19 protein-coding genes are annotated in these 20,010 nt (G+C 35.1%); 5 read left to right on the forward strand and 14 right to left on the reverse strand.

From position 1 onward, the window contains the following. The first annotated feature begins 88 nt into the window (after positions 1-88). The gene (tyrS, locus tag GOQ17_RS01640; protein ID WP_159633859.1) at positions 89-1,372 is read left to right on the forward strand and encodes a tyrosine--tRNA ligase; all 1,284 of its coding nucleotides are present in this window, start codon (positions 89-91) and stop codon (positions 1,370-1,372) included. A 778-nt stretch (positions 1,373-2,150) separates the two neighbouring features. On the opposite strand, the gene GOQ17_RS01645 is transcribed toward tyrS, so the two are convergent. Next, positions 2,151-2,933 (reverse strand): hypothetical protein, encoded by a 783-nt coding sequence (locus tag GOQ17_RS01645; protein WP_159633862.1) that lies wholly within the window; start codon positions 2,931-2,933, stop codon positions 2,151-2,153. Positions 2,934-3,124: 191 nt separating this feature from the next. Between GOQ17_RS01645 and GOQ17_RS01650 the strand changes: the two genes are divergently transcribed. From GOQ17_RS01650 to GOQ17_RS01660, 3 genes are all read left to right on the forward strand, one after another. Continuing rightward, positions 3,125-4,312, forward strand: coding sequence for an aspartate aminotransferase family protein (locus GOQ17_RS01650; RefSeq protein ID WP_159633865.1), 1,188 nt, complete (start codon positions 3,125-3,127; stop codon positions 4,310-4,312). A gap of 32 nt (positions 4,313-4,344) precedes the next feature. Next, complete coding sequence (locus tag GOQ17_RS01655) at positions 4,345-5,094, forward strand: SGNH/GDSL hydrolase family protein (RefSeq protein ID WP_159633868.1); 750 nt, start codon at positions 4,345-4,347, stop codon at positions 5,092-5,094. Positions 5,095-5,169: 75 nt separating this feature from the next. Further along, on the forward strand, positions 5,170-7,434 hold the full coding sequence (locus tag GOQ17_RS01660; protein WP_159633871.1) for an inorganic phosphate transporter: 2,265 nt from the start codon (positions 5,170-5,172) through the stop codon (positions 7,432-7,434). 373 nt (positions 7,435-7,807) lie between these two features. Here the strand turns inward: GOQ17_RS01660 and atpG are convergent, their stop codons facing one another. From atpG to GOQ17_RS01705, 9 genes are all read right to left on the reverse strand, one after another. After that, positions 7,808-8,686 (reverse strand): ATP synthase F1 subunit gamma, encoded by an 879-nt coding sequence (atpG, locus tag GOQ17_RS01665; protein ID WP_159633874.1) that lies wholly within the window; start codon positions 8,684-8,686, stop codon positions 7,808-7,810. Positions 8,687-8,757: 71 nt separating this feature from the next. Further along, on the reverse strand, positions 8,758-10,332 hold the full coding sequence (gene atpA, locus GOQ17_RS01670; RefSeq protein ID WP_159633877.1) for a F0F1 ATP synthase subunit alpha: 1,575 nt from the start codon (positions 10,330-10,332) through the stop codon (positions 8,758-8,760). Positions 10,333-10,386: 54 nt separating this feature from the next. Beyond that, positions 10,387-10,932, reverse strand: a complete 546-nt coding sequence (gene atpH / locus GOQ17_RS01675) for an ATP synthase F1 subunit delta (RefSeq protein ID WP_159633880.1) — start codon at positions 10,930-10,932, stop codon at positions 10,387-10,389. Between the two features lie 57 nt (positions 10,933-10,989). Then, positions 10,990-11,490 (reverse strand): F0F1 ATP synthase subunit B, encoded by a 501-nt coding sequence (locus tag GOQ17_RS01680; protein WP_159633883.1) that lies wholly within the window; start codon positions 11,488-11,490, stop codon positions 10,990-10,992. A gap of 109 nt (positions 11,491-11,599) precedes the next feature. Beyond that, positions 11,600-11,788: an ATP synthase F0 subunit C gene (atpE, locus tag GOQ17_RS01685; RefSeq protein WP_159633885.1), complete on the reverse strand. Its 189-nt coding sequence runs from the start codon at positions 11,786-11,788 to the stop codon at positions 11,600-11,602. 35 nt (positions 11,789-11,823) lie between these two features. Continuing rightward, positions 11,824-12,906: a F0F1 ATP synthase subunit A gene (gene atpB, locus GOQ17_RS01690; protein WP_159633888.1), complete on the reverse strand. Its 1,083-nt coding sequence runs from the start codon at positions 12,904-12,906 to the stop codon at positions 11,824-11,826. Positions 12,907-13,003: 97 nt separating this feature from the next. After that, entirely contained in the window at positions 13,004-13,399 is a 396-nt protein-coding gene (locus GOQ17_RS01695) for a hypothetical protein (protein WP_159633891.1), read from the reverse strand. Then, complete coding sequence (locus GOQ17_RS01700; protein WP_236537015.1) at positions 13,392-13,643, reverse strand: AtpZ/AtpI family protein; 252 nt, start codon at positions 13,641-13,643, stop codon at positions 13,392-13,394. The genes GOQ17_RS01695 and GOQ17_RS01700 overlap by 8 nt, the downstream gene beginning before the upstream one ends. Before the next feature lie 66 nt (positions 13,644-13,709). After that, positions 13,710-15,935, reverse strand: a complete 2,226-nt coding sequence (locus tag GOQ17_RS01705; protein ID WP_159633897.1) for a helix-turn-helix domain-containing protein — start codon at positions 15,933-15,935, stop codon at positions 13,710-13,712. A gap of 123 nt (positions 15,936-16,058) precedes the next feature. Here GOQ17_RS01705 and GOQ17_RS01710 point away from each other — a divergent pair, with 123 nt between their 5' ends. Beyond that, positions 16,059-16,565: a cupin domain-containing protein gene (locus GOQ17_RS01710; protein ID WP_159633900.1), complete on the forward strand. Its 507-nt coding sequence runs from the start codon at positions 16,059-16,061 to the stop codon at positions 16,563-16,565. Positions 16,566-16,666: 101 nt separating this feature from the next. Here GOQ17_RS01710 and GOQ17_RS01715 read toward each other — a convergent pair whose 3' ends face one another. From GOQ17_RS01715 to GOQ17_RS01730, 4 genes are all read right to left on the reverse strand, one after another. Then, positions 16,667-17,890, reverse strand: coding sequence for a transglutaminase-like domain-containing protein (locus GOQ17_RS01715; RefSeq protein WP_159633903.1), 1,224 nt, complete (start codon positions 17,888-17,890; stop codon positions 16,667-16,669). Between the two features lie 188 nt (positions 17,891-18,078). Then, positions 18,079-18,435 carry a transposase gene (locus GOQ17_RS16290; RefSeq protein WP_394350592.1) on the reverse strand — a complete coding sequence of 119 codons (357 nt, stop codon included), beginning with the start codon at positions 18,433-18,435 and terminating at the stop codon, positions 18,079-18,081. A gap of 79 nt (positions 18,436-18,514) precedes the next feature. Next, on the reverse strand, positions 18,515-18,649 hold the full coding sequence (locus GOQ17_RS16525) for a DUF4372 domain-containing protein (RefSeq protein ID WP_159633909.1): 135 nt from the start codon (positions 18,647-18,649) through the stop codon (positions 18,515-18,517). A gap of 101 nt (positions 18,650-18,750) precedes the next feature. Next, positions 18,751-19,953: an exo-beta-N-acetylmuramidase NamZ family protein gene (locus GOQ17_RS01730; RefSeq protein ID WP_159633912.1), complete on the reverse strand. Its 1,203-nt coding sequence runs from the start codon at positions 19,951-19,953 to the stop codon at positions 18,751-18,753. Between the last annotated feature and the right edge of the window lie 57 nt (positions 19,954-20,010).

Genomic DNA, 20,010 nt, shown 5'->3' on the forward strand with positions numbered 1-20,010 from the left:
CAGTAATTACATAATTATTAATCGTAATATACGTCATAATCTGTTATCTTTGCAATCTTAAATCAAAAAAATATATAATCATATCGTTATGAATTTTGTAGAAGAATTACGTTGGAGAGGCATGCTTCAAGATATCATGCCGGGTACTGAAGATTTACTGAACAAAGAAAAAGTTTCAGGTTATATCGGTTTTGACCCAACTGGCGATTCTTTACATGTGGGGCATTTGACTCAAATCATGACATTAATCCATTTTCAAAATGCAGGACACAAGCCTGTTGCCCTTGTCGGAGGAGCTACGGGTATGATTGGTGATCCATCATTCAAGTCTGCAGAAAGAAATCTATTGGACGAAGCTACATTGAATCACAATGTAAACTGTCTAAAAAAACAACTAGCAAAGTTTTTAAATTTTGGTGATGGTGAAAACGACGCCAAAATGGTAAACAACTACGATTGGTTCAAAGATTTCAGCTTTTTGGATTTTATTCGTGATGTGGGTAAGTTGATTACGGTCAACTACATGATGTCCAAGGATTCGGTAAAGAAACGCTTAGAAGGTGATAACGGTCTTTCGTTCACTGAGTTTACTTATCAATTGATTCAAGGATATGATTTTTATTATTTGTGGAAGCACCACAACTGTAAAATCCAAATGGGTGGTTCGGATCAATGGGGTAATATCGTAACAGGTTCGGAGATGATTCGTCGTCAAGACCAAGGTACGGCTTACGCATTGACTACGCAATTAATCAAAAAAGCTGACGGACAGAAATTCGGTAAAACTGAATCTGGTGCTGTTTGGTTGGATGCTAAGAAAACTTCGCCTTTCAAATATTACCAATTCTGGTTGAACACATCCGATGATGATGCGAAAAACTGGATTAAAATCTTTACATTAAAATCGAAAGAAGAAATCGATGCTATCATCGCTGAACATGATGCTGCTCCTCATTTGAGAGCAGTTCAAAAAGCTTTAGCAAAAGATATCACTATCCGTACACACTCTGAAGACGCGTACGAAACAGCGGTTAAAACTTCTGAATTCTTATTCGGTAACGGTTCATTGGAATTCTTAGCAAGCCTAGACCATGATGCTGTATTGGATGTATTTGATGGTGTACCTCAATTTACAGTGAACAAAGCTGAATTAGAATCTGGAGTAAATATTTTAGATTTATTAGCCGTACAAACACAAGTTTTTGCTTCCAAAGGCGAAGCGAAGAAAATGTTGACTGGTGGTGGTGTATCGTTGAATAAAGTAAAATTAAGCGATATCGAACAAACAGTTACTTCTGCTGATTTAATTAACAACAAATATTTAGTTGCTCAAAAAGGTAAAAAGAATTATTTCTTGATTATCGCAGAGTAATTTGGTTTTTTAGATATTTTGTAAAGCCTCAATCTTTGATTGAGGCTTTTTTATGTACGTAACTGTCATTCTGACGACAGGAAGAATCTAAAAATTCACTTTTCTGACTTATAACTCTACTACCTCGCTCTAGCCGCCAGTAGCTTATACTTTATTACCTCAAAAAGGTATACAATAAACTTGTCGCTAAAATCCTTTAGCTGTCTAACCTATGCTTCCACCTGCAGATGCCAAAATATTTCAAGGCGACAGGCTTAGAATTTGTAAGGTCTGTGCTTTGATATTTTATAAATTCCCTTCAAGCCTTCATATCGACCGTAAGGAGATACCCTAAAAGAATTCTCTAATCTTTAGATTTCTCCTTCCGTCGGAATGACAAAGTGATAATACTCATTGCGAGGAAGCACGAAGAAGCAATCTATTGTATACTATCTTTTTTAGATTGCTGCGTACCTCGCAATGACGACAAATTAAAAGCGTCATATCGACCGTAGGGAGAATATCTAGAAGCAGACTTTAATGAATTCTCTAATCTTTAGATTCCTCCTTACGTCGGAATGACGAAATAGAAAAAACGTCATTGCGAGGAGGTACGAAGAAGCAATCTACTTTAAACTATCATTTCTTTTAGATTGCTTCGTACCTCGCAATGACGACAATTTAAAAGCGTCATATCGACAGTAGGGAGATATCTAAAAATGCTTCTTCTTATGTAGTGTCTTTTGATTTCTAAATTTGCTCAAATGATTCTATAAATTTAAGATTTTACATGTAACACTTACAAAACTGTAGTGTTTAACAATACAACCTTATTCTCTAACATCAAATACACCTTATCGTATCTTGTTTTATACATTTTATTATAATCGAAATAATCTAATGAGAATGAAGAAGAGTTTCTACCCTCATGAGCATATATCAACAACCAAATTTCATCATATTCTACATTATAATTGAAAGGTTTATCTATCTTTTTATTTATTAATTTTTCTATTAAGTCTTCAGAAATGCTATTATTATTTATTACATTTTGCGAACTATGCCCCCCAGCTTCACCTGTTAAATACCATTCATTTATTGGATTATTAGCATTTCGAACATTTACCCAATTCACAAATTTGGAATTATGAAATTGAAACACTTTGTACATCGTGAATGATTGCCTATTACTCTTGATAATCTCAATATGTTTTACAACCTTAATCAAATCATCTACAATTGTTTGTTTTTCTTTTTTCAAAAAAATAAAATCTTTGTACCAGACATTATCAAATGAAAAACTAATAGATAAATTATACTTTAGGAGTGGATGTTGAGCACCAAACTCTGACATTGCGTCATTTAAAATAAACTCTATTTCTTTCTCACTTCGTTTTAAATGCTCTTGATTTAAACTGGTTAGCTCAATCCCTATAGGTTTTTTATTATTTCCTGACAATAATAAAAAATCAGACTCTGGTTCTTTTAAAAATGATTCAAATTTTAAGTCAACTCTTTTTAATAATCCTAAAAACCTATCAAGATTAATTTTCTCCTCTTTAGCTTTAGATAGTTCACTCAATAATTTCTTATGTTCTTTTGAATTTGATTTATCAATTTCTTTTTAAAGTTTATAATAGATTCAGTTAAATCCTCAATCTTATTAATCGTAAAATTATTCCAATGCATAAGTTAATAATTCGGATATACTGAAATTAATAAAAATTATATCGAATTAACAACACAAATCACTTTCCTTTGTACCTTTGCACTATGATTAGTAACAGAGAGCTATTCTTAAAAAATACAGCTCAAACCTCGGAAAGTCCACGACTTATCGAAATCGAAAAAGCCGAAGGTTCTTATCTTTACGGACCTCAAGGACAAAAATATTTAGACTTAGTATCAGGTTTTAATGTCAGTAATATTGGTCATCGCCACCCAAAAGTTATTGCGGCAATTCAACACCAATTAGAAAAATATTTGCACGTAACAGTATATGGCGAATTTGTGCAAGCGCCACAAGTACAATTTGCAACCAAATTATTAGAAAACCTGCCTTCATCTTTTGGTTCAGTTTATTTGACTAATTCTGGTGCGGAGGCAGTAGAAGGTTCGATGAAGATTGCTAAACGTTTCACGAGTCGTCGTCAAATCATCGCGGCTAAAAATGCATATCACGGAAGTACGCAAGGTGCATTGAGCTTGATTGGTGGTACACAATACCAAGAAGCTTATGCTCCTCTCCTACCAGAAATTGATTTTATCGAGTTTAATTCTCTTTTTGATTTAGAATCAATCACGGAGAAAACAGCCGCAGTCATTGTAGAAGCTATACAAGGTGAGGCGGGCGTTCGTGTTCCTTCAGCCGAATATATGCAGTCGCTTCGGGCAAAATGTTCGGAAGTTGGCGCTTTATTAATATTTGATGAGATACAAACAGGTTTTGGACGTACGGGTAAATTGTTTGCGTTTGAACATTTTGATATTGTTCCAGATATTTTGATGTTGGCAAAAGGTATTGGAGGCGGTATGCCTTTAGGTGCGTTTGTAGCACCTAAAAAAATTATGGATGTTATCAAAGCCAATCCCATGTTGGGACATATCACGACATTTGGTGGTCATCCTGTATCTTGTACTGCAGCATTAGCTTCGCTAAATGTTATTCTAGAAGAGCAGCTAGTGGAAGGTGTAGCACATAAAGTCAAAATTTTCCGTCAGGAACTAGCGCATCCAAAAATCAAAGAAATTCGTGGTTTGGGCTTAATGATGTGTTTGCAATTGGAGAATTTTGACCAAGTGTATAATGTAAGCAAATATTGTGCGGACAATGGGGTCATGATAGACTGGTATTTACATTGCGAAACGGCTTTACGAGTAGCACCTCCTCTAACTATTTCTGAAGAAGAAATCAAAGAAGCTTGTCATATCATCAAAGAAGGAATTGATAAATTCTGTTAATATGCATATTTTAGAGGGATAAACCTTAAACTATGAAAGACAGAAGAAGTTTTCTGAAACAAAGCTTAGCCGCAATAGGCACAACAGTAATTGGTAGCAATTTGGCTCATGCGGAATCATTTGCTGTCAAAGAAAATAAAATTGAATTACGAAAAAACGACATCATTCTTTTTCAAGGAGATTCGATAACTGACCATGGGAGAAATAGAGAAAAGTTAGGTGCGAATGATGTAGATGGTATGGGCAAAGGGTATGCAGCACATACGGCAAGAACACTTTTGCACAAGCATGCTTCCAAAAATTTGCAAATCTATAACCGTGGAATCGGTGGGCACAAAGTACCTCAACTGATAGAGCGTTGGCAAAAGGATTGTCTTGATATTAAGCCCAATGTATTGAGTATTTTGATTGGTGTCAATGATTATTGGCACAAAAGAAATGGGAATTACAGTGGTTCAGCAGCAGAATACAGAGCACAGTATGAAAAGATGTTGGATTTAACGCTAAAACATCTTCCTAATGTAAAATTAATCATTGGAGAGCCTTTTGGTGTGAAGGATGTACAACATGTTGATGACAGTTGGTATCCCGAATTTGCGGATTACCAACGTGTGAGCAAAGAAATAGCGAAAGAATATAAAGCTGTATTTATTCCATACCAAAGTATTTTTGACAAAGCAGAAAAAGAAGCAGAAGGCAAATACTGGGCTTACGATGGCGTACATACGAGTATGGCTGGTATTAGTCTAATGGCCGAGTCTGTATTAAAATGTTTTAAATAATTCTAAAACAAAGCCAATGTTAACAGTAAGTTAACATTGGCTTCATACTTTTGTAGAGTTAACTTTATAATAAGTATGGAACACTACCTTTATTTAGTCATCATTACGATTGTAATATTAGCAGCCATCGACTTGATGGTAGGTGTAAGTAATGATGCAGTAAACTTTCTAAATTCCGGATTAGGTTCAAAAGCCTTATCATTCAGACTCATTATGATACTTGCATCTGCTGGTATCCTTTGTGGTGCAGTATTCTCCAGTGGAATGATGGAAATCGCACGGAGCGGTATTTATGTACCGAGTATGTTTAGTTTTAATGATGTCATGGTCATATTTCTAGCCGTCATGATTACAGACATTATTTTGCTCGATGTATTTAACTATTTTGGACTACCTACTTCTACCACTGTATCCATTGTATTCGAATTATTAGGAGCAGCAGTATGTCTAGCTCTTTATAAAATAATGACTACCTCAGGTGACTATAGTACGCTTCCACAATATATTAACACAAAAAAAGCATCTGAAATAGTTGTCAGTATTTTATTATCTGTAGCAATATCATTTTCGTTAGGTATGCTAGTGCAATACATTTCTCGCGTATTGTTTACTTTCCAATTTCAAAATCGTATAAAAACTTTTGGTGTTTTCTTTGGTGGTCTTGCCCTTGCATTAATTTCTTATTTCATCTTAATCAAAGGACTTAAATCAGTAACATTTATTAGTAAAGATGTACAAACTTGGATAAGCACACACGAACTAACCTTATTAGGAGGAAGTTTTGTCGTATTTACAATTTTGAGTTTTATTCTTACCCGCCTTAATATCAATATCCTTAAGGTAATCATCGGTGTAGGAACTTTTGGATTGGCACTTTCTTTCGCTGGTAATGATTTGGTGAACTTTATCGGTGTTCCTGTAGCGGCGATTCAGTCTATAGGATTCTTTAAAGCTGCCGGTGAAGGAATTGATCCCAATACCTATATGATGTCTGAATTGGCTTCATCTGAAATTGTTGCGCCGATTTGGATTCTAACGATTAGTGGGTTAATCATGATATTCACGTTATGGACATCCAAGAAAGCTCGTACAGTTATCGAAACGGAAATGAGTTTGAGTAGTCAAGATTCCTCAACTGAAAAATTCCAACCCAATACATTGTCTAGATTAATCGTACGAGGGTTTGTAAACTTGGGTAATGCACTTTCTTATGTAATGCCAAGAACATTACAATCCAAATTAGACAAGCGTTTTGAACAATCAGTGACTTCCACGAAGCAAAAATCCAAAGATGAGCCCATGTTTGATATGGTACGTGCTTCGGTAAACTTAATGGTAGCAAGTAGTTTGATTGCTTTGGGTACATCTATGAAATTGCCTTTATCAACTACTTACGTGACTTTCATGGTCGCTATGGGTACCGCATTTGCAGATAGAGCTTGGGACCGTGAGTCTGCTGTATACCGCGTATCTGGAGTATTCCATGTAATCGGAGGTTGGTTTTTCACTGCTGCTTGTGCATTTAGTGGAGCTTTTATAATCGCCTATTTCTTAAAAATTGGTGGAATAGTAAGTTTTGTAGTAGCCCTAATCGTTTTGGCTTTATTATTATTCCAAAATGCGCGTAGTCACAAGAAAAAAGTTGCTGAACAAGCCGAACGTAAACTTCAATTAGAAAAAACCGATATTCGTTCTGTACAGCAAGTAACTGAGGCTAGTGCAAATCAAATCAGTGAAGTCGTAGCTAAAGCTAACTTATTTTATAGTGAGGTAATTGAGAATTTAATCAAAACTGATTTGACATCATTGTCTATCAACAAAAAGTTGATTAAAAAACTAAATAAGGATTTAGATTCAACAAATGACAATTTGTACAACTTCATACGTAATCTTGATGATAACTCTGCTAAATCAAGCCGTTACTATATTATTTCGTTAGGTTATCTACAAGATATAATCGAAAATTTGTACATTATCACTAATAATGCGCACAATCATGTGGATAATAACCACAAGCCACTTAGAACTAGTCGTGGAGAAGACCTTCGTTTAGTCACAAAGCAATTGAGTGATTGGTATGCTGAAATTTACAATATGTACAAACGTCTTGAATTCACGAATATTGATTCGGTAATGAATCAACGTAACAAGATTCAAAGCACTATAAATGAATTAATGGACTTGCAAATAGACGATATTCGTACTACTGACACTAGCCCAAGAAATACGAGATTATACTTCTCTATTTTGCTAGAAACTAACGAAATGGTAAGTTCGACATTCAAATTGTTAAGACTGCACAAAGAGTTTTTAGAATTCAAACAGGCGAATAAGAAATAATACTAATTCAAATAAATAGAATGGGGCTTCGTAAGTAAGCCCCATCTTTTTATATCATATCTAAAAGACTATAGAAGCTATAACCAAAATATAAATTGAAATTGTAGCCAATTCTGACCTTCTATTACGTGAATTTTAAACGGCCTATTTAAGCCTGTTTAATTAGCAAATAACAGTTAATGACATTAGATAGAATATTGTCAATACGAATTAATGCAATTTTTATTAGAGCAATACAGCAATTGTAACTATACATAGGTACTGATAACATCACTCATTGAGTTACGAAATATTTTGGTTAAAGTATGAAGCAAAAAAAAGAGCGATGAAATAAATTTCATCGCTCTTTCTATTGAGAATCCTAAAAGGAATTTTAGCCGTTTGACAGGGCTGCTGCACCCGAAACAATCTCTGTAAGCTCTGTAGTAATAGCTGCTTGACGAGCTTGGTTGTATGAAAGTTTTAATTGCTTTAATAAGTCACCAGCATTTTCTGTTGCCTTATCCATCGCAGTCATACGCGCACCGTGCTCAGAAGCATTAGAATCTAATACCGCTTTGTACAATTGAATCTTAATCGCTTTAGGAATTAATTCTTCAATGATTTTTTCTTTTGAAGGCTCGATTATGTAATCCAATTCTACTGCATCTTCGTTTTTCTCTTCAGGCAATAGAGGTAACAATTGTTCTGAAGTTAAAACTTGTACAGCAGCATTACGGAATTGGTTGTAAACAACCTCTACACGGTCAATATTTCCTTCTTTGAATTCATTCATGATGTATTCAGTCACTTTAGATACGTTTTCGAAATCTAAGTTGTTGAATAATTCATTATGATTGCCAATAACATTGAAATTACGCTTAGAGAAGAAGTCATGACCACGCTTACCAATAGCAATCATACTTACATCACCTCTCGCAAATTGATCTGCATATTTAGTAGCGATCAAGTTATTCGCCGTTTTAATAGCATTAGCATTGAATGCTCCAGCTAAACCTCTATTAGAAGTCACTACTACGATCAAAACCTTAGTAGGAACTCTATCTTGAGTATATGGAGAATCATTTCCTTCTACAGAAGCTGAAACTTGAGCAAGAATATCTCTTAATTTATTGGCATAAGGGCGCAATTGAATGATAGCATTCGTAGCACGCTTTAACTTTGCTGCAGAAACCATTTTCATGGCTTTGGTAATCTGCTGCGTGGATGTCACCGAGGTGATACGGTTTCTTACTTCTTTTAAATTTGCCATATTTCAGATAAAAGATGTGAGACTTATAGATTTGAGACAACTAAATCTCATATCTATAATCTCATATCTAATTAATATTTTGAAGCTAATTCTTTAGCTACTTTTTCTAAAACGTCTGTTAACTCATCTGTGAATTTACCAGCTTTTAACGCTGACAATACTTCTGGATGACGTTGCTCTAATTGCGTCAAGTATTCTTCTTCGAATTGACGTACTTTGTTCACAGGAACTGAACGTAACAATCCTTTAGTACCTGCATAAATGATAGCTGTTTGCTTTTCAACTGATACTGGTGAGAATTGACCTTGTTTTAAGATTTCAACGTTACGAATACCTTTATCTAATACCGATTTAGTAGCAGCATCTAAATCCGAACCGAATTTAGCGAAAGCTTCTAATTCACGGAATTGTGCTTGATCTAACTTCAATGTACCAGATACTTTCTTCATTGACTTAATCTGCGCGTTACCACCCACACGTGATACCGAGATACCTACGTTGATAGCTGGACGGATACCTGCGTTGAATAAGTTAGACTCTAAGAAAATCTGACCATCTGTGATTGAGATTACGTTAGTAGGGATATATGCGGATACGTCACCTGCTTGTGTCTCAATAATAGGAAGTGCAGTTAATGAACCACCACCTTTTACTAAGTGCTTGATAGAGTCAGGAAGGTCATTCATACTACGAGCGATATCATCAGAAGAGTTGATTTTCGCTGCACGCTCTAATAAACGAGAGTGAAGATAGAAAACGTCACCTGGATAAGCCTCACGGCCTGGAGGACGTTTCAACAATAATGAAACCTCACGATAAGCTACCGCTTGTTTTGATAAATCATCATATACGATTAATGCTGGACGACCTGTATCACGGAAGAATTCACCGATAGCAGCACCCGACATTGGCGCGTAGAATTGAAGTGGAGCAGGGTCAGCAGCAGAAGCAGCAACTACAACTGTGTATGCCATTGCGCCTTTTTCTTCAAGAACACGTACGATGTTTGCTACTGTAGAGTTCTTTTGACCTACAGCAACATATATACAGAATACTGGTTGACCAGCATCATAAAACTCTTTTTGGTTGATGATAGTATCGATACATACCGCTGTTTTACCAGTTTGACGGTCACCGATTACTAACTCACGTTGACCACGACCTACAGGAATCATTGCGTCGATAGCTTTGATACCAGTTTGTAATGGCTCAGTTACTGGCTGACGGTAGATAACACCTGGCGCTTTACGCTCGATAGGCATTTCATAAGTTTCGCCAACGATAGGTCCTTTACCATCAATTGGTTGACCTAATGTGTTAACCACACGACCAAGCATACCTTCACCTACTTTAATAGATGCGATACGATTAGTACGTTTGATTGTATCTCCTTCTTTGATTTCGTCTGAAGGACCTAAAAGTACAACACCTGCGTTGTCTTCTTCTAAGTTCAATACAATACCTTGTAATCCGTTTGAAAATTCAACCAACTCACCTGATTGAACTTTTGTTAAGCCGTAAACGCGAGCAATACCGTCACCAACTGTAAGCACGGTACCTACTTCCTCTAATTCGGCCTCTGACTTAAAGCCTGACAATTGCTCTCTAAGAATTGCCGAAACTTCATCTGGTCTTACCTCTATCATTTTACTTCGTATAAGGGGTTTTAGATTCTATTAACTTTTACTACATCAATGTGTTTATACACCTTGATTAATGAAATGTCTTTCTAATTTGTTTAATTTTCCAGCAATACTTTCGTCTAATTGCTTGTCTCCTACCTTGATGATAAATCCACCGATTAGCGATGTATCTACTTTGTTTGTAAGGATAACATTAGCATTGATTTGCTCCGCAATAGTATTACCTAAAGACTGGATATTAGCTGCAGACAATGGTTGAGCTGAAACAACTTCAGCTTTCACGATACCTTTTAATTCGTTGTATTCACGAACAAACTCTAAAGCTGTAGCGTAAACTAATTCACCACGACCTTTGCGTACCATGATATCGAAGAATGTAGACACTTCTGTGCTTACTTTGCCTTCGAATAATGCTTTTAAAATATTTTGCTTCTTATCCGTTTTTACGATTGGGTTAGCTAGAACAGCTTTCAATTCCGAATTTGATTTGATTACTTTCGCAACCTCTTCCATCTCGACTTTCACCTGCTCTAACGTACCTTTCTCTTGTGCCAAATCCAAAATAGATTTAGCATATCTCGAAGCAACTTTGAATACTGACATTTTATAAAATTAAAAATTAAAAACTAGTAATATTAAAAAGCTTTGCGCTGATTAATATTAGTTTAATTTCACGTCTTTCAACAAGTCAGACACTAATGCTTCTTGTTTACCTTGGTCTTCAAATTCTTTTGTCAAAACTTTGCGTGCGATGTCTAATGACAATGCTGAAACTTGGTTTTTAACTTCTGCTAATGCTTTTAATTTTTGGTCTTCAATCTCGCGTTTAGCGTTCTCAATTAATTTTGCACCTTCAGTTTGAGCAGATTCTTTCGCCTCAGCAACGATTTTATCTTTCAATTCTTTTGCTTCTTTCAAGATAGCATCTCGTTCTTCACGAGCTTCTTTCAGCAATTGCTCGTTTTCGTTAGTCAAACGCGCCATTTCTAATTTAGCTTTCTCAGCTGAAGCCAATGCGTCAGAAATACCTTTTTCGCGTTCTTCTAATGCATTAATAATAGGTCTCCATGCATACTTACCCATTATCACTACTACGACTACTAAAATGATTAGTAACCAGAAGAATAAACCGAAAGAAAAATCATTAATTAATGCTTCCATTATAGTATATTGTCTATTTTTTTAAAGTGTCAATTATTTTTTGTTAAGATTAACAACATTTGCAACCAACCGTTACAAATGTTGTTAAAAACTTTTTAATCCTTTGGGCTTATTTACCTAAGATTAAAGCAGCAAGTGCTAAACCTTCAACTAATGCACCAATGATGATCATTGCAGTTTGAATTTTACCAGCAGCTTCTGGTTGACGAGCGATAGCTTCCATTGCAGAACCACCGATTTTACCTAAACCTAAACCACCACCGATTACGATTAAACCTGCTCCAATTAAGTTGTACATAATAATTATTTTATAAAATTTAACAAAAAATTCGATTAATGTGCTTCATGCTCAGGATGTTCTTCTACTGCCATACCGATAAATAAAGATGACAACATTGTGAAGATAAACGCCTGAAGAAATGAAACTAATAATTTCAGCATGAAGATAATTAATGTCAACAACATTGACACACCAATACTACCTCCTACTGTTAATTGTGATTGGAATGTATAAATAACCGCGATGAATCCCATGATAACAAAGTGACCAGCCGTCATGTTAGCAAATAAACGCAACATCAATGAAAAAGGCTTAGTAATAGTACCCAACAATTCGATAGGTGCTAAAATCAATTTGAATGGAACAGGAACACCTGGCATCCAGAATATATGTTTCCAATAATCTTTATTCGCTTTCAAGTTGGTAATCAAGAAAGTAACAATTGCTAAACCGAATGTTACAGAGATATTACCCGTTACGTTAAATCCAATTGGCGTAAGACCCATTAAATTTAACAAGAAAATCAAGAAGAAAACACCCAATAAATAAGGCATAAATTCTTTGTAACGATGACCAATATTTGGTTTTGCAATATCATCACGTACATAAAGCACTAAAGGCTCCAATACACGACCGATACCCGTAGGAATAGTATTTGCTCCTTTTTTGTAAGTCTTCGCTAAACCTAGAAAAGCCCACAATAACAAAATAGTAGCTATAAACAAACCTGCAACATTTTTAGTAATCGAGAAATCCCATGGTTTTGCGTTTGTTGGATGATGATGCTCATCATAAGTGATAGTACCAGCAGCATCAGTTTTGTAGATTTTACCGTGATACAATTTGTAGTATTGTCCATCTTTTTCTACTACAGATTCTCCATGATGAAATTCACCCGAAGAGAACACTTTCAATCCATTATCAATCAAAATAACAGGTAATGAAAAACCATAGTGCTTACCAGAAGCTTTGCTACTGAATAAGGAAAAATAATAATCATCCTTAACGTGATGCTCTGAATAAGCTTTAATTTCTTCAGGCGTAGATACCTCTGAAGACTGTGAAAATCCTGCAAAAGGATTGACTGTAAGGAAGATTACTGCAAAAAATAAAAGAGCTCTCTTAAGATTCACCATTTTGGATTATTGTCTAATAATGTAAAATTTTGGGCAAAAATACGATTTTATTTGGCATATTTAACTATTGTGGAAACTTTTTAGAAAAAATATTATCCTAACTTTTTTCTTCCATATTCAACACTTTAAATGCTATAAAAACATCAAAGAACAAATACAGAAAAAACACACCCAAAAAATTGTATTCTATGAATTTATTATCAAATGTACCTAGACCATCTTGAATATAAATAAAGCCTGCAATCACTTTTATGGTCATTATCCCCAAAAATACAAAACCTAAGTTTTTGGGCATCGCATATTGCGTCAGTAATATAAATACAACCGCTAATATTGATGATATAGTAGCAAATGTATATAAACCCAACATGCTATAATCCGTTTGTCCCCAAAAATGCTGTACTTCTAATCCTGACAACACTAAGTAATGCGCTGCATATGCTGTTATTGTCAAAATAACTAGCATCAAAATATATTTCAAATAATCATTCATTTCTATTGATTTTGTTTGCTTGGCGTATAAATTGAAACAATGAGCCCAGCACGCCTGCTATAGTCATTCCTTTGGTCCAAGCACCTGATTCTATAGCATATTTTTCGTCTATCCAACTCCCTAGCCAGTAAAACAAATATATAGTAACAGCCATTTGAAATGGCATGGACATAAATACTATCCACTTATTAACTTTATTATCTGGCTTTTTCTTTTGCAAAGGACATGAAAATAATGACCACAAAAGTATAAAATATAACACAATTTAAAAAGCTGCCACAAAAAAGGAAACAAGACAGACAATTCTATGTTAATCCACAATTTTACTAGGATTCTCTAACACTTTTTGTCCAATCTTTATTTCAGGATAGGAATAATCATCGCCTAGAATTATCTTGATTTGCGAAGAAGACTTTCCTTCATTTGCACGCAATACTTCTAGTATTTTATTTAACTTTTTAGTATCAATCAGCTCTTCCGCCTCGATTTCTGAACCTACATAATGAATCAAGTGACCATATACTGTACCTTCCACCATACCTCTTTTGACAGCTATCTGTGTGATATCCACCCCATTCTGATACATATCTAGTGTAATTTGCTTCGTGTCCTTCTCCACTTGCGGGTCGTCATCTGTAACTTGAACCGAATCATCTTTGACCGTATTAATCTGTAAAGGCAAATCGTCTAGAACTTGTTCTTTAGTCAATGCTTCAGCAATAGTCAAACAATGCTTCAATACCTCATACTTACGTTTGAAATCTAGCAACAATGCTTTCACTTCTTGTATATACTTTTTCGTGCGCTTACGAATAGACCAATCTTCAATATGCTGTTCAGTCGCTTTCAACAACTCCTCCTCCATTTTTGGCAAAAACCAATTAACAGCCGAAGTCGTCCTTCCACAGATTTTTTGATAATCCAAGGTTTCTTTGTCCGAAAGCATCACATGCAATTGCTGCATAAACTTGTGTGCTACTTTTTCTTGGGTTTTGATGGATTGTTCTAACAAATAAAAGAATGACACCACACCTTCTTTGTTATCAATATTTCGGTCCTTCAGACTTTCTTGCAATTCATCAACAGCTTCTGTCAAGCTCGTCCAACGAAAACTTTGCAATAAAATCTGACCGAGATAAGCGCGCTGACTATTTTTCAAAATATCGTCAACCTCATCTTCCTTCACCAATTGCTTCATAAAATCCACAACCTGAAAATCTGTTCTAATGGCGTGAGGCGCAATTTTGGAACGAAGGACTAAGCCTTCCAAACCTGTCAGCCTACTCAGCGCGACATACACTTGACCTGCAGCAAAGGAAGTTCCGGCATCAATTATCGCCTTATCAAAAGTCAAACCCTGACTTTTGTGAATGGTTATCGCCCAAGCCAACCGCAGTGGATATTGTGAAAAAGTACCCAACACTTCTTCCTCTATCTTGTCTTCTCCTTTATTATACTTGTACTTAATATTTTCCCACGTCTCGCGACGTACAACCACATCTTCCGAACCATCCTTAAACCCTACCAAAACCTGATGTTTGTCCAAATTTAATTCTTTGATGACACCGATTTTACCGTTAAAATACTTACGGTCTTCACCCGTATCATTCTTAATGAACATCACTTGGGCGCCAAGTTTAAGAGTTAATGTTTCTTCAGTCGGATACGCTCCTTGTTGAAAGTCATCTTTCACAACAGCTTTCACATTATGCATCTTTCCAGGAAGTTTAGCAAGTTCTTCTTGATTTATCTGGTCTGCCAACCGATTGTGTGAGGTTAACGTAATGAATTGCTCATTCTTCTCGGGAACAAAATCTTCTTTATAATGTGCATTCAGCTCTTCCAAATCTTGCTGTTCACATTGATTATTCCGAATATTATTTAAGATAGAAATAAACTTATCGTCGCTTTGTCTGTAGATATGTTGGAGCTCCAATTTAATCATTGGCGTAGCACGCAGCACCTTAGCATTGAAAAAAAATGGACTGGTATAATGATTGCGCAAAATCTGCCATTCTTGGTCACGAACTACTGGCGGCAACTGGTACAAATCTCCAATAAACAGTACCTGAACCCCACCAAAAGGACGCATATCGCGGCGTACAGATTTCAAAATCACATCGATAGCATCCAATGTATCTGCACGAACCATGGACACCTCATCGATAACCATCATTTCCAACTCCTGCAAGATGGCACGGCGTTGTTTCGTTAGTTTAATCGTAGAGAATAACCGATTTTTATTGTAAATATTGTTATCCTGCTCGTCCCATTTCAACTCATAATCTTCTACAAAAACACCAAATGGCAACCAAAATAAAGCATGCAATGTGGTACCTCCAGCATTCATCGCCGCTACACCGGTAGGCGCTGTTATAGCCATTTTCTTATAACAGTTTTCACGGATATATTTCAGAAAAGTAGTCTTTCCTGTTCCTGCCTTACCTGTCAAGAAAAGGTTTTGATTAGTTTGATTGACAAAGGCTACTGCCTTTTTGAAAATAAGATTATTTGCGTCGATTTTCTGTTCACTCATATCTACTACAAAGGTACACTAATGTGTAAGAATAAGTATTTCTATATTAATTTTAAATTTTTGAAAAAATTTTTGGATATTAGATATTAATAAAATTTTAATAAACTTAAATAAATACATATTATGGCATATGTTGATAAGAGTGAGTTGTTCAGTCAAATTCAAGAAAAATTAGAAGGCTTAGGGTTTTCTATTGAAAACATTGACCAAACCAGGCCTTGGGGTGGTTTTTTTGTTATTGATGAGAGTCAAGCGCAAAAATTTGCTAATGTGTTTTTTGATGGATTAGACACACAAGAACTTAAAATTTCAGGAAAATTAAGCCCTAAAATTTTAATCGTTGGTCCTAACAAGCGCTTATCATGGCAATACCACCACCGTCGTGCCGAAATATGGCGTGTCATCCGTGGCGAAGTAGGTGTCGTAACGAGTCCTGATGATGATGAACACGAATTAAAAATTTTAAAAGAAGGAGAATTTATTCGCTTATCGCAAGGGCAACGTCATAGATTAGTTGGTCTAGCAGAATATGGTGTAGTAGCTGAAATATGGCAACATACTGATGCAACAAATCCTTCTGACGAAGATGATATCGTGCGTGTCCAAGATGATTTTGGAAGATCGATATAACATAAATCTTTATTGAAATTTACAACAAATGCCGAGACAAAATCTCGGCATTTGTTGTAAATTATATGTATTGCAACCACTAAGAATCATATTTAAATTTTTTACTTAAATAAAGACTTAAATATTTCAAAAATCCCAGGTTTAGCAATAAGCACTCCTAAACCAAAATGACTTTTTGTAATTGAATCATAATTTTGCCGTAGACTTTCTATATTATCGAAAGGTATTTCAATATTAGTAACTGGCTCAAAAGTAATTAATGCTGTGGCTTGAAACCGTTGAATATCCTTTTTATTCTTGAACTTAAAATATTTTGTATCAAGAGTTAATTCTTGGTTTGTGGTAGCATCCGTATGCACAATTGGCTTATCAGAAAGAATAGTAATTTTGTAATGTTCGGGATCGTAAGCTTGTAAAAAAACAATGTCCTTTTGCATATGATCACGAACTCCAAGCTTCACAATACCTCCATCATAATATTTTAAAACCTTTTCTGACGGCGAATCATAAGGCGTATTGATCGTTGATTTGTATTCTACTACAAATTCGTTCAATTCCTCATCATCCTTGATAACGTTAAGCTGCGTATCTATAAAAATTTTTCTTTTATCATTCTCATTACTTTGGTCTCTTAGGCTCAAACAATCATAGATATAACTGTTGGTATTATCTATGATTACCTTTCTATTGGTATTTTTAAAATACCTACGCATTTGATTTGCTCGACCAAATTTATATTTGGTAAGAATTCGAATTTGCCCCACACCATCCCTCACATCATAGAGCACATCATCTTGAAACCCAAAATCTGGATATACAAATTCCTTTCGTCTAGTCAATTCGCCATTTGCACGTATAGGCAAATAATTGACAAAGCAATAATAACTTCGATGTCCTAACTGACCATATTCATCTTTAATAGTAGCATCTTCAAAATATTCATTTCCTTTATAATTGATTTTGAGAATAACGTGATTGAAATTGAATAAGCATTGCAAGTAATGAGTAACAAAAAAGTCTGCACTATAATGCACTAAAACAACCTCGGAATCTACCTTTAGATAATCTAATATACATTTCAAAAGAACTGTCTTAGCTTTACAGTCACCTTGCTTTGACGAGTAAGTATCCCAAGGCATCTGCGGCCTATGTCCATGCATCTCTTCCTCATTGTAAATATAGCGAATATTGTTTTGGACATATTCAATAGCATATTGGACTTTTTTATCCAAATCTTCACCAAGGTTATTTAATTTTTCAATCAAGTCCGAAGCATACTCTTCTAATGGTTTGCCTTCATACGCATGTTGATAATATGGATACACCAAATTCAATAATTCTTGATAACTATATTCAGTAGTAAAATCAATATAAGGATATACTTCACGACTAACATCTACAGGATTTAAATAATTCTCTAATTCTAAAGAATACTTAGCATTAGGCTCAATAGTTCCTAATTCTTCTGGTATTAACTCACCATTTCTATCTTTAAAAAAAGATTTCTTGAAAGCTATTTTTTTAGCCCTATTGTTGATAAGTTCAAATCAATACTGTCCAAAACATTCATCCAAGCATAATCAACGTAGCCTCTATCCACAACAACCACACATCCCTTAGGAAATGAGATGGTCTTGGCTATCTTGGATTTATGTTGTTTGCCATCGGTGATATGTACAAAGCTCGGAATACAGCCATCATAATCAAGTATAGTATGGAGTTTAACAGCTCCCTTAGCACTGCGGAATTTAGCCCAGTCGAATACACTTAAGCATAAAGGAATAATAGTTGCATCCATGAGAAATACTTTCCGCTTAAGTCTATTAAGCTCAGCTCGTCTAGGAGAATTTCTATTCCACAAATGTTCCAAAAGTTTGTAATAAAGGTCTCGGAATAGGCGGTGATCGCGATGTTTGTTGATGTAGGATAAATTGGACTTGCTGGGTGTCCTAGAGATGCNAAAAGTGTGACCAACTGTTGATTCCTTTATGATGCTTGTCAGATTGGTACTTTTGAACCAATTTATTAAAAATGTCACGGTCAACTAGACCTAATATCTGAGAAAATACGTTTATATTTACCATGGCGGTAGTTGAATTTTAGCGAATTAAATATAGCAATCCCTGCTATATAAATACACCGCCATTTTTTCCCTTATTTAGGACGCTTCTGATAAAAAGTACAATTACGGATAAAGCAAATATTGTTTACGCATCTTCTTATATTTAGCAATTCCAGGTTCCCAAGTTTTTCTTATCTGCGACTCTGACCAACCCTTCGCTAACTGCTTCTTAAATTCACCATCACCAATGAGAAAATCTATATTACCCACTTGTCTACTGATATTTCTATCAAAGAACTTATCTTTGTTTGGGTGATTTTTATACAATTCTATCATCCAAGAAAGATTTATCTTTTTGCTTTTGACCAACTTGTGTAAATCATAATTTCTTAAATCCAAACCATAACATACTTGATCTTGAAATATAGGATCCTCAGCCATACCAGGTTTACTTATAGGTGTAAAACTGAATGAATACTTATTTTTAAGCATTGGACCACCTATAATTGTAAATGGAAAGTCAGTTCCACGTCCATGATTCAATGCTACTCCTTCAAACAAACATGTTGAAGGGTAAAGTAAAATACTTTGTGCTGTATTCAAATTCGGAGAAGGATTAACAGGTAATTCATATAGCGAACTATGTTTGTAACCTTCCATTTTAATGACTTCCAAATCACACTTTATCTTATTAGCCATCCAACCTTCACCATTTACCATCTGTGCAAATTCTCCTAATGTCAATCCATGCACAATAGGAATAGGAAATTGACCAATACCAGATTTATATTTCATATCCAAAATAGGACCATCAATAAAATAGCCGTTTGGATTTGGACGATCCAATATCATGACAGGCTTACCATTTTCAGCACAACCTTCCATCACATCCCGCATTGTATTCATAATAGTATAAAAACGGCAGCCTACATCTTGAATATCAAAAAGCATAATATCCACATCCTTAAGATCTTCTTTGCTTGGCTTTTTCTTATTGCCATACAGCGAAACAATCTTTAAGCCTGTCTGTACATCTACTTCATCATTTACATTGGTACCATTACTTGCATTTCCACGAAATCCATGCTCGGGGCCGAAAACTTTTACGATATTAATTCCAAGTTTTTGCAAACTATCGACCAAATGTGAATTCCCAATTATGGAAGTTTGATTTGCAACAATTGCTACACGTTTCCCCTGTAACTTAGGCAAATAAAAGGAAGTGCGTTCTGCAGCTGTTTTAATCTTTGTATTGTTGTACTTTATTTGAGCAATTGAAGATTCTATGAAGACAAACAACGCACAAAATATTAATAATCTTTTCATTAGGTATATTTTAAACTGATTAATATTTAAATATAGTAACTTTATTGTTGTTTTGGG

Source organism: Sphingobacterium composti (assembly GCF_009829075.1).
Lineage (GTDB): Bacteria > Bacteroidota > Bacteroidia > Sphingobacteriales > Sphingobacteriaceae > Sphingobacterium > Sphingobacterium composti.

Excerpts from the sequence above, each read along its gene's own strand:
- tyrS (WP_159633859.1), top strand. The coding sequence starts at position 89 with ATGAATTTTGTAGAAGAATTACGTTGGAGAGGCATGCTTCAAGATATC.
- GOQ17_RS01650 (WP_159633865.1), top strand. The coding sequence starts at position 3,125 with ATGATTAGTAACAGAGAGCTATTCTTAAAAAATACAGCTCAAACCTCG.
- GOQ17_RS01655 (WP_159633868.1), top strand. The coding sequence starts at position 4,345 with ATGAAAGACAGAAGAAGTTTTCTGAAACAAAGCTTAGCCGCAATAGGC.
- GOQ17_RS01660 (WP_159633871.1), top strand. The coding sequence starts at position 5,170 with ATGGAACACTACCTTTATTTAGTCATCATTACGATTGTAATATTAGCA.
- atpG (WP_159633874.1), bottom strand. The coding sequence starts at position 8,686 with ATGGCAAATTTAAAAGAAGTAAGAAACCGTATCACCTCGGTGACATCC.
- atpA (WP_159633877.1), bottom strand. The coding sequence starts at position 10,332 with ATGATAGAGGTAAGACCAGATGAAGTTTCGGCAATTCTTAGAGAGCAA.
- atpH (WP_159633880.1), bottom strand. The coding sequence starts at position 10,932 with ATGTCAGTATTCAAAGTTGCTTCGAGATATGCTAAATCTATTTTGGAT.
- GOQ17_RS01680 (WP_159633883.1), bottom strand. The coding sequence starts at position 11,490 with ATGGAAGCATTAATTAATGATTTTTCTTTCGGTTTATTCTTCTGGTTA.
- atpE (WP_159633885.1), bottom strand. The coding sequence starts at position 11,788 with ATGTACAACTTAATTGGAGCAGGTTTAATCGTAATCGGTGGTGGTTTA.
- atpB (WP_159633888.1), bottom strand. The coding sequence starts at position 12,906 with ATGGTGAATCTTAAGAGAGCTCTTTTATTTTTTGCAGTAATCTTCCTT.
- GOQ17_RS01695 (WP_159633891.1), bottom strand. The coding sequence starts at position 13,399 with ATGAATGATTATTTGAAATATATTTTGATGCTAGTTATTTTGACAATA.
- GOQ17_RS01705 (WP_159633897.1), bottom strand. The coding sequence starts at position 15,935 with ATGAGTGAACAGAAAATCGACGCAAATAATCTTATTTTCAAAAAGGCA.
- GOQ17_RS01710 (WP_159633900.1), top strand. The coding sequence starts at position 16,059 with ATGGCATATGTTGATAAGAGTGAGTTGTTCAGTCAAATTCAAGAAAAA.
- GOQ17_RS01730 (WP_159633912.1), bottom strand. The coding sequence starts at position 19,953 with ATGAAAAGATTATTAATATTTTGTGCGTTGTTTGTCTTCATAGAATCT.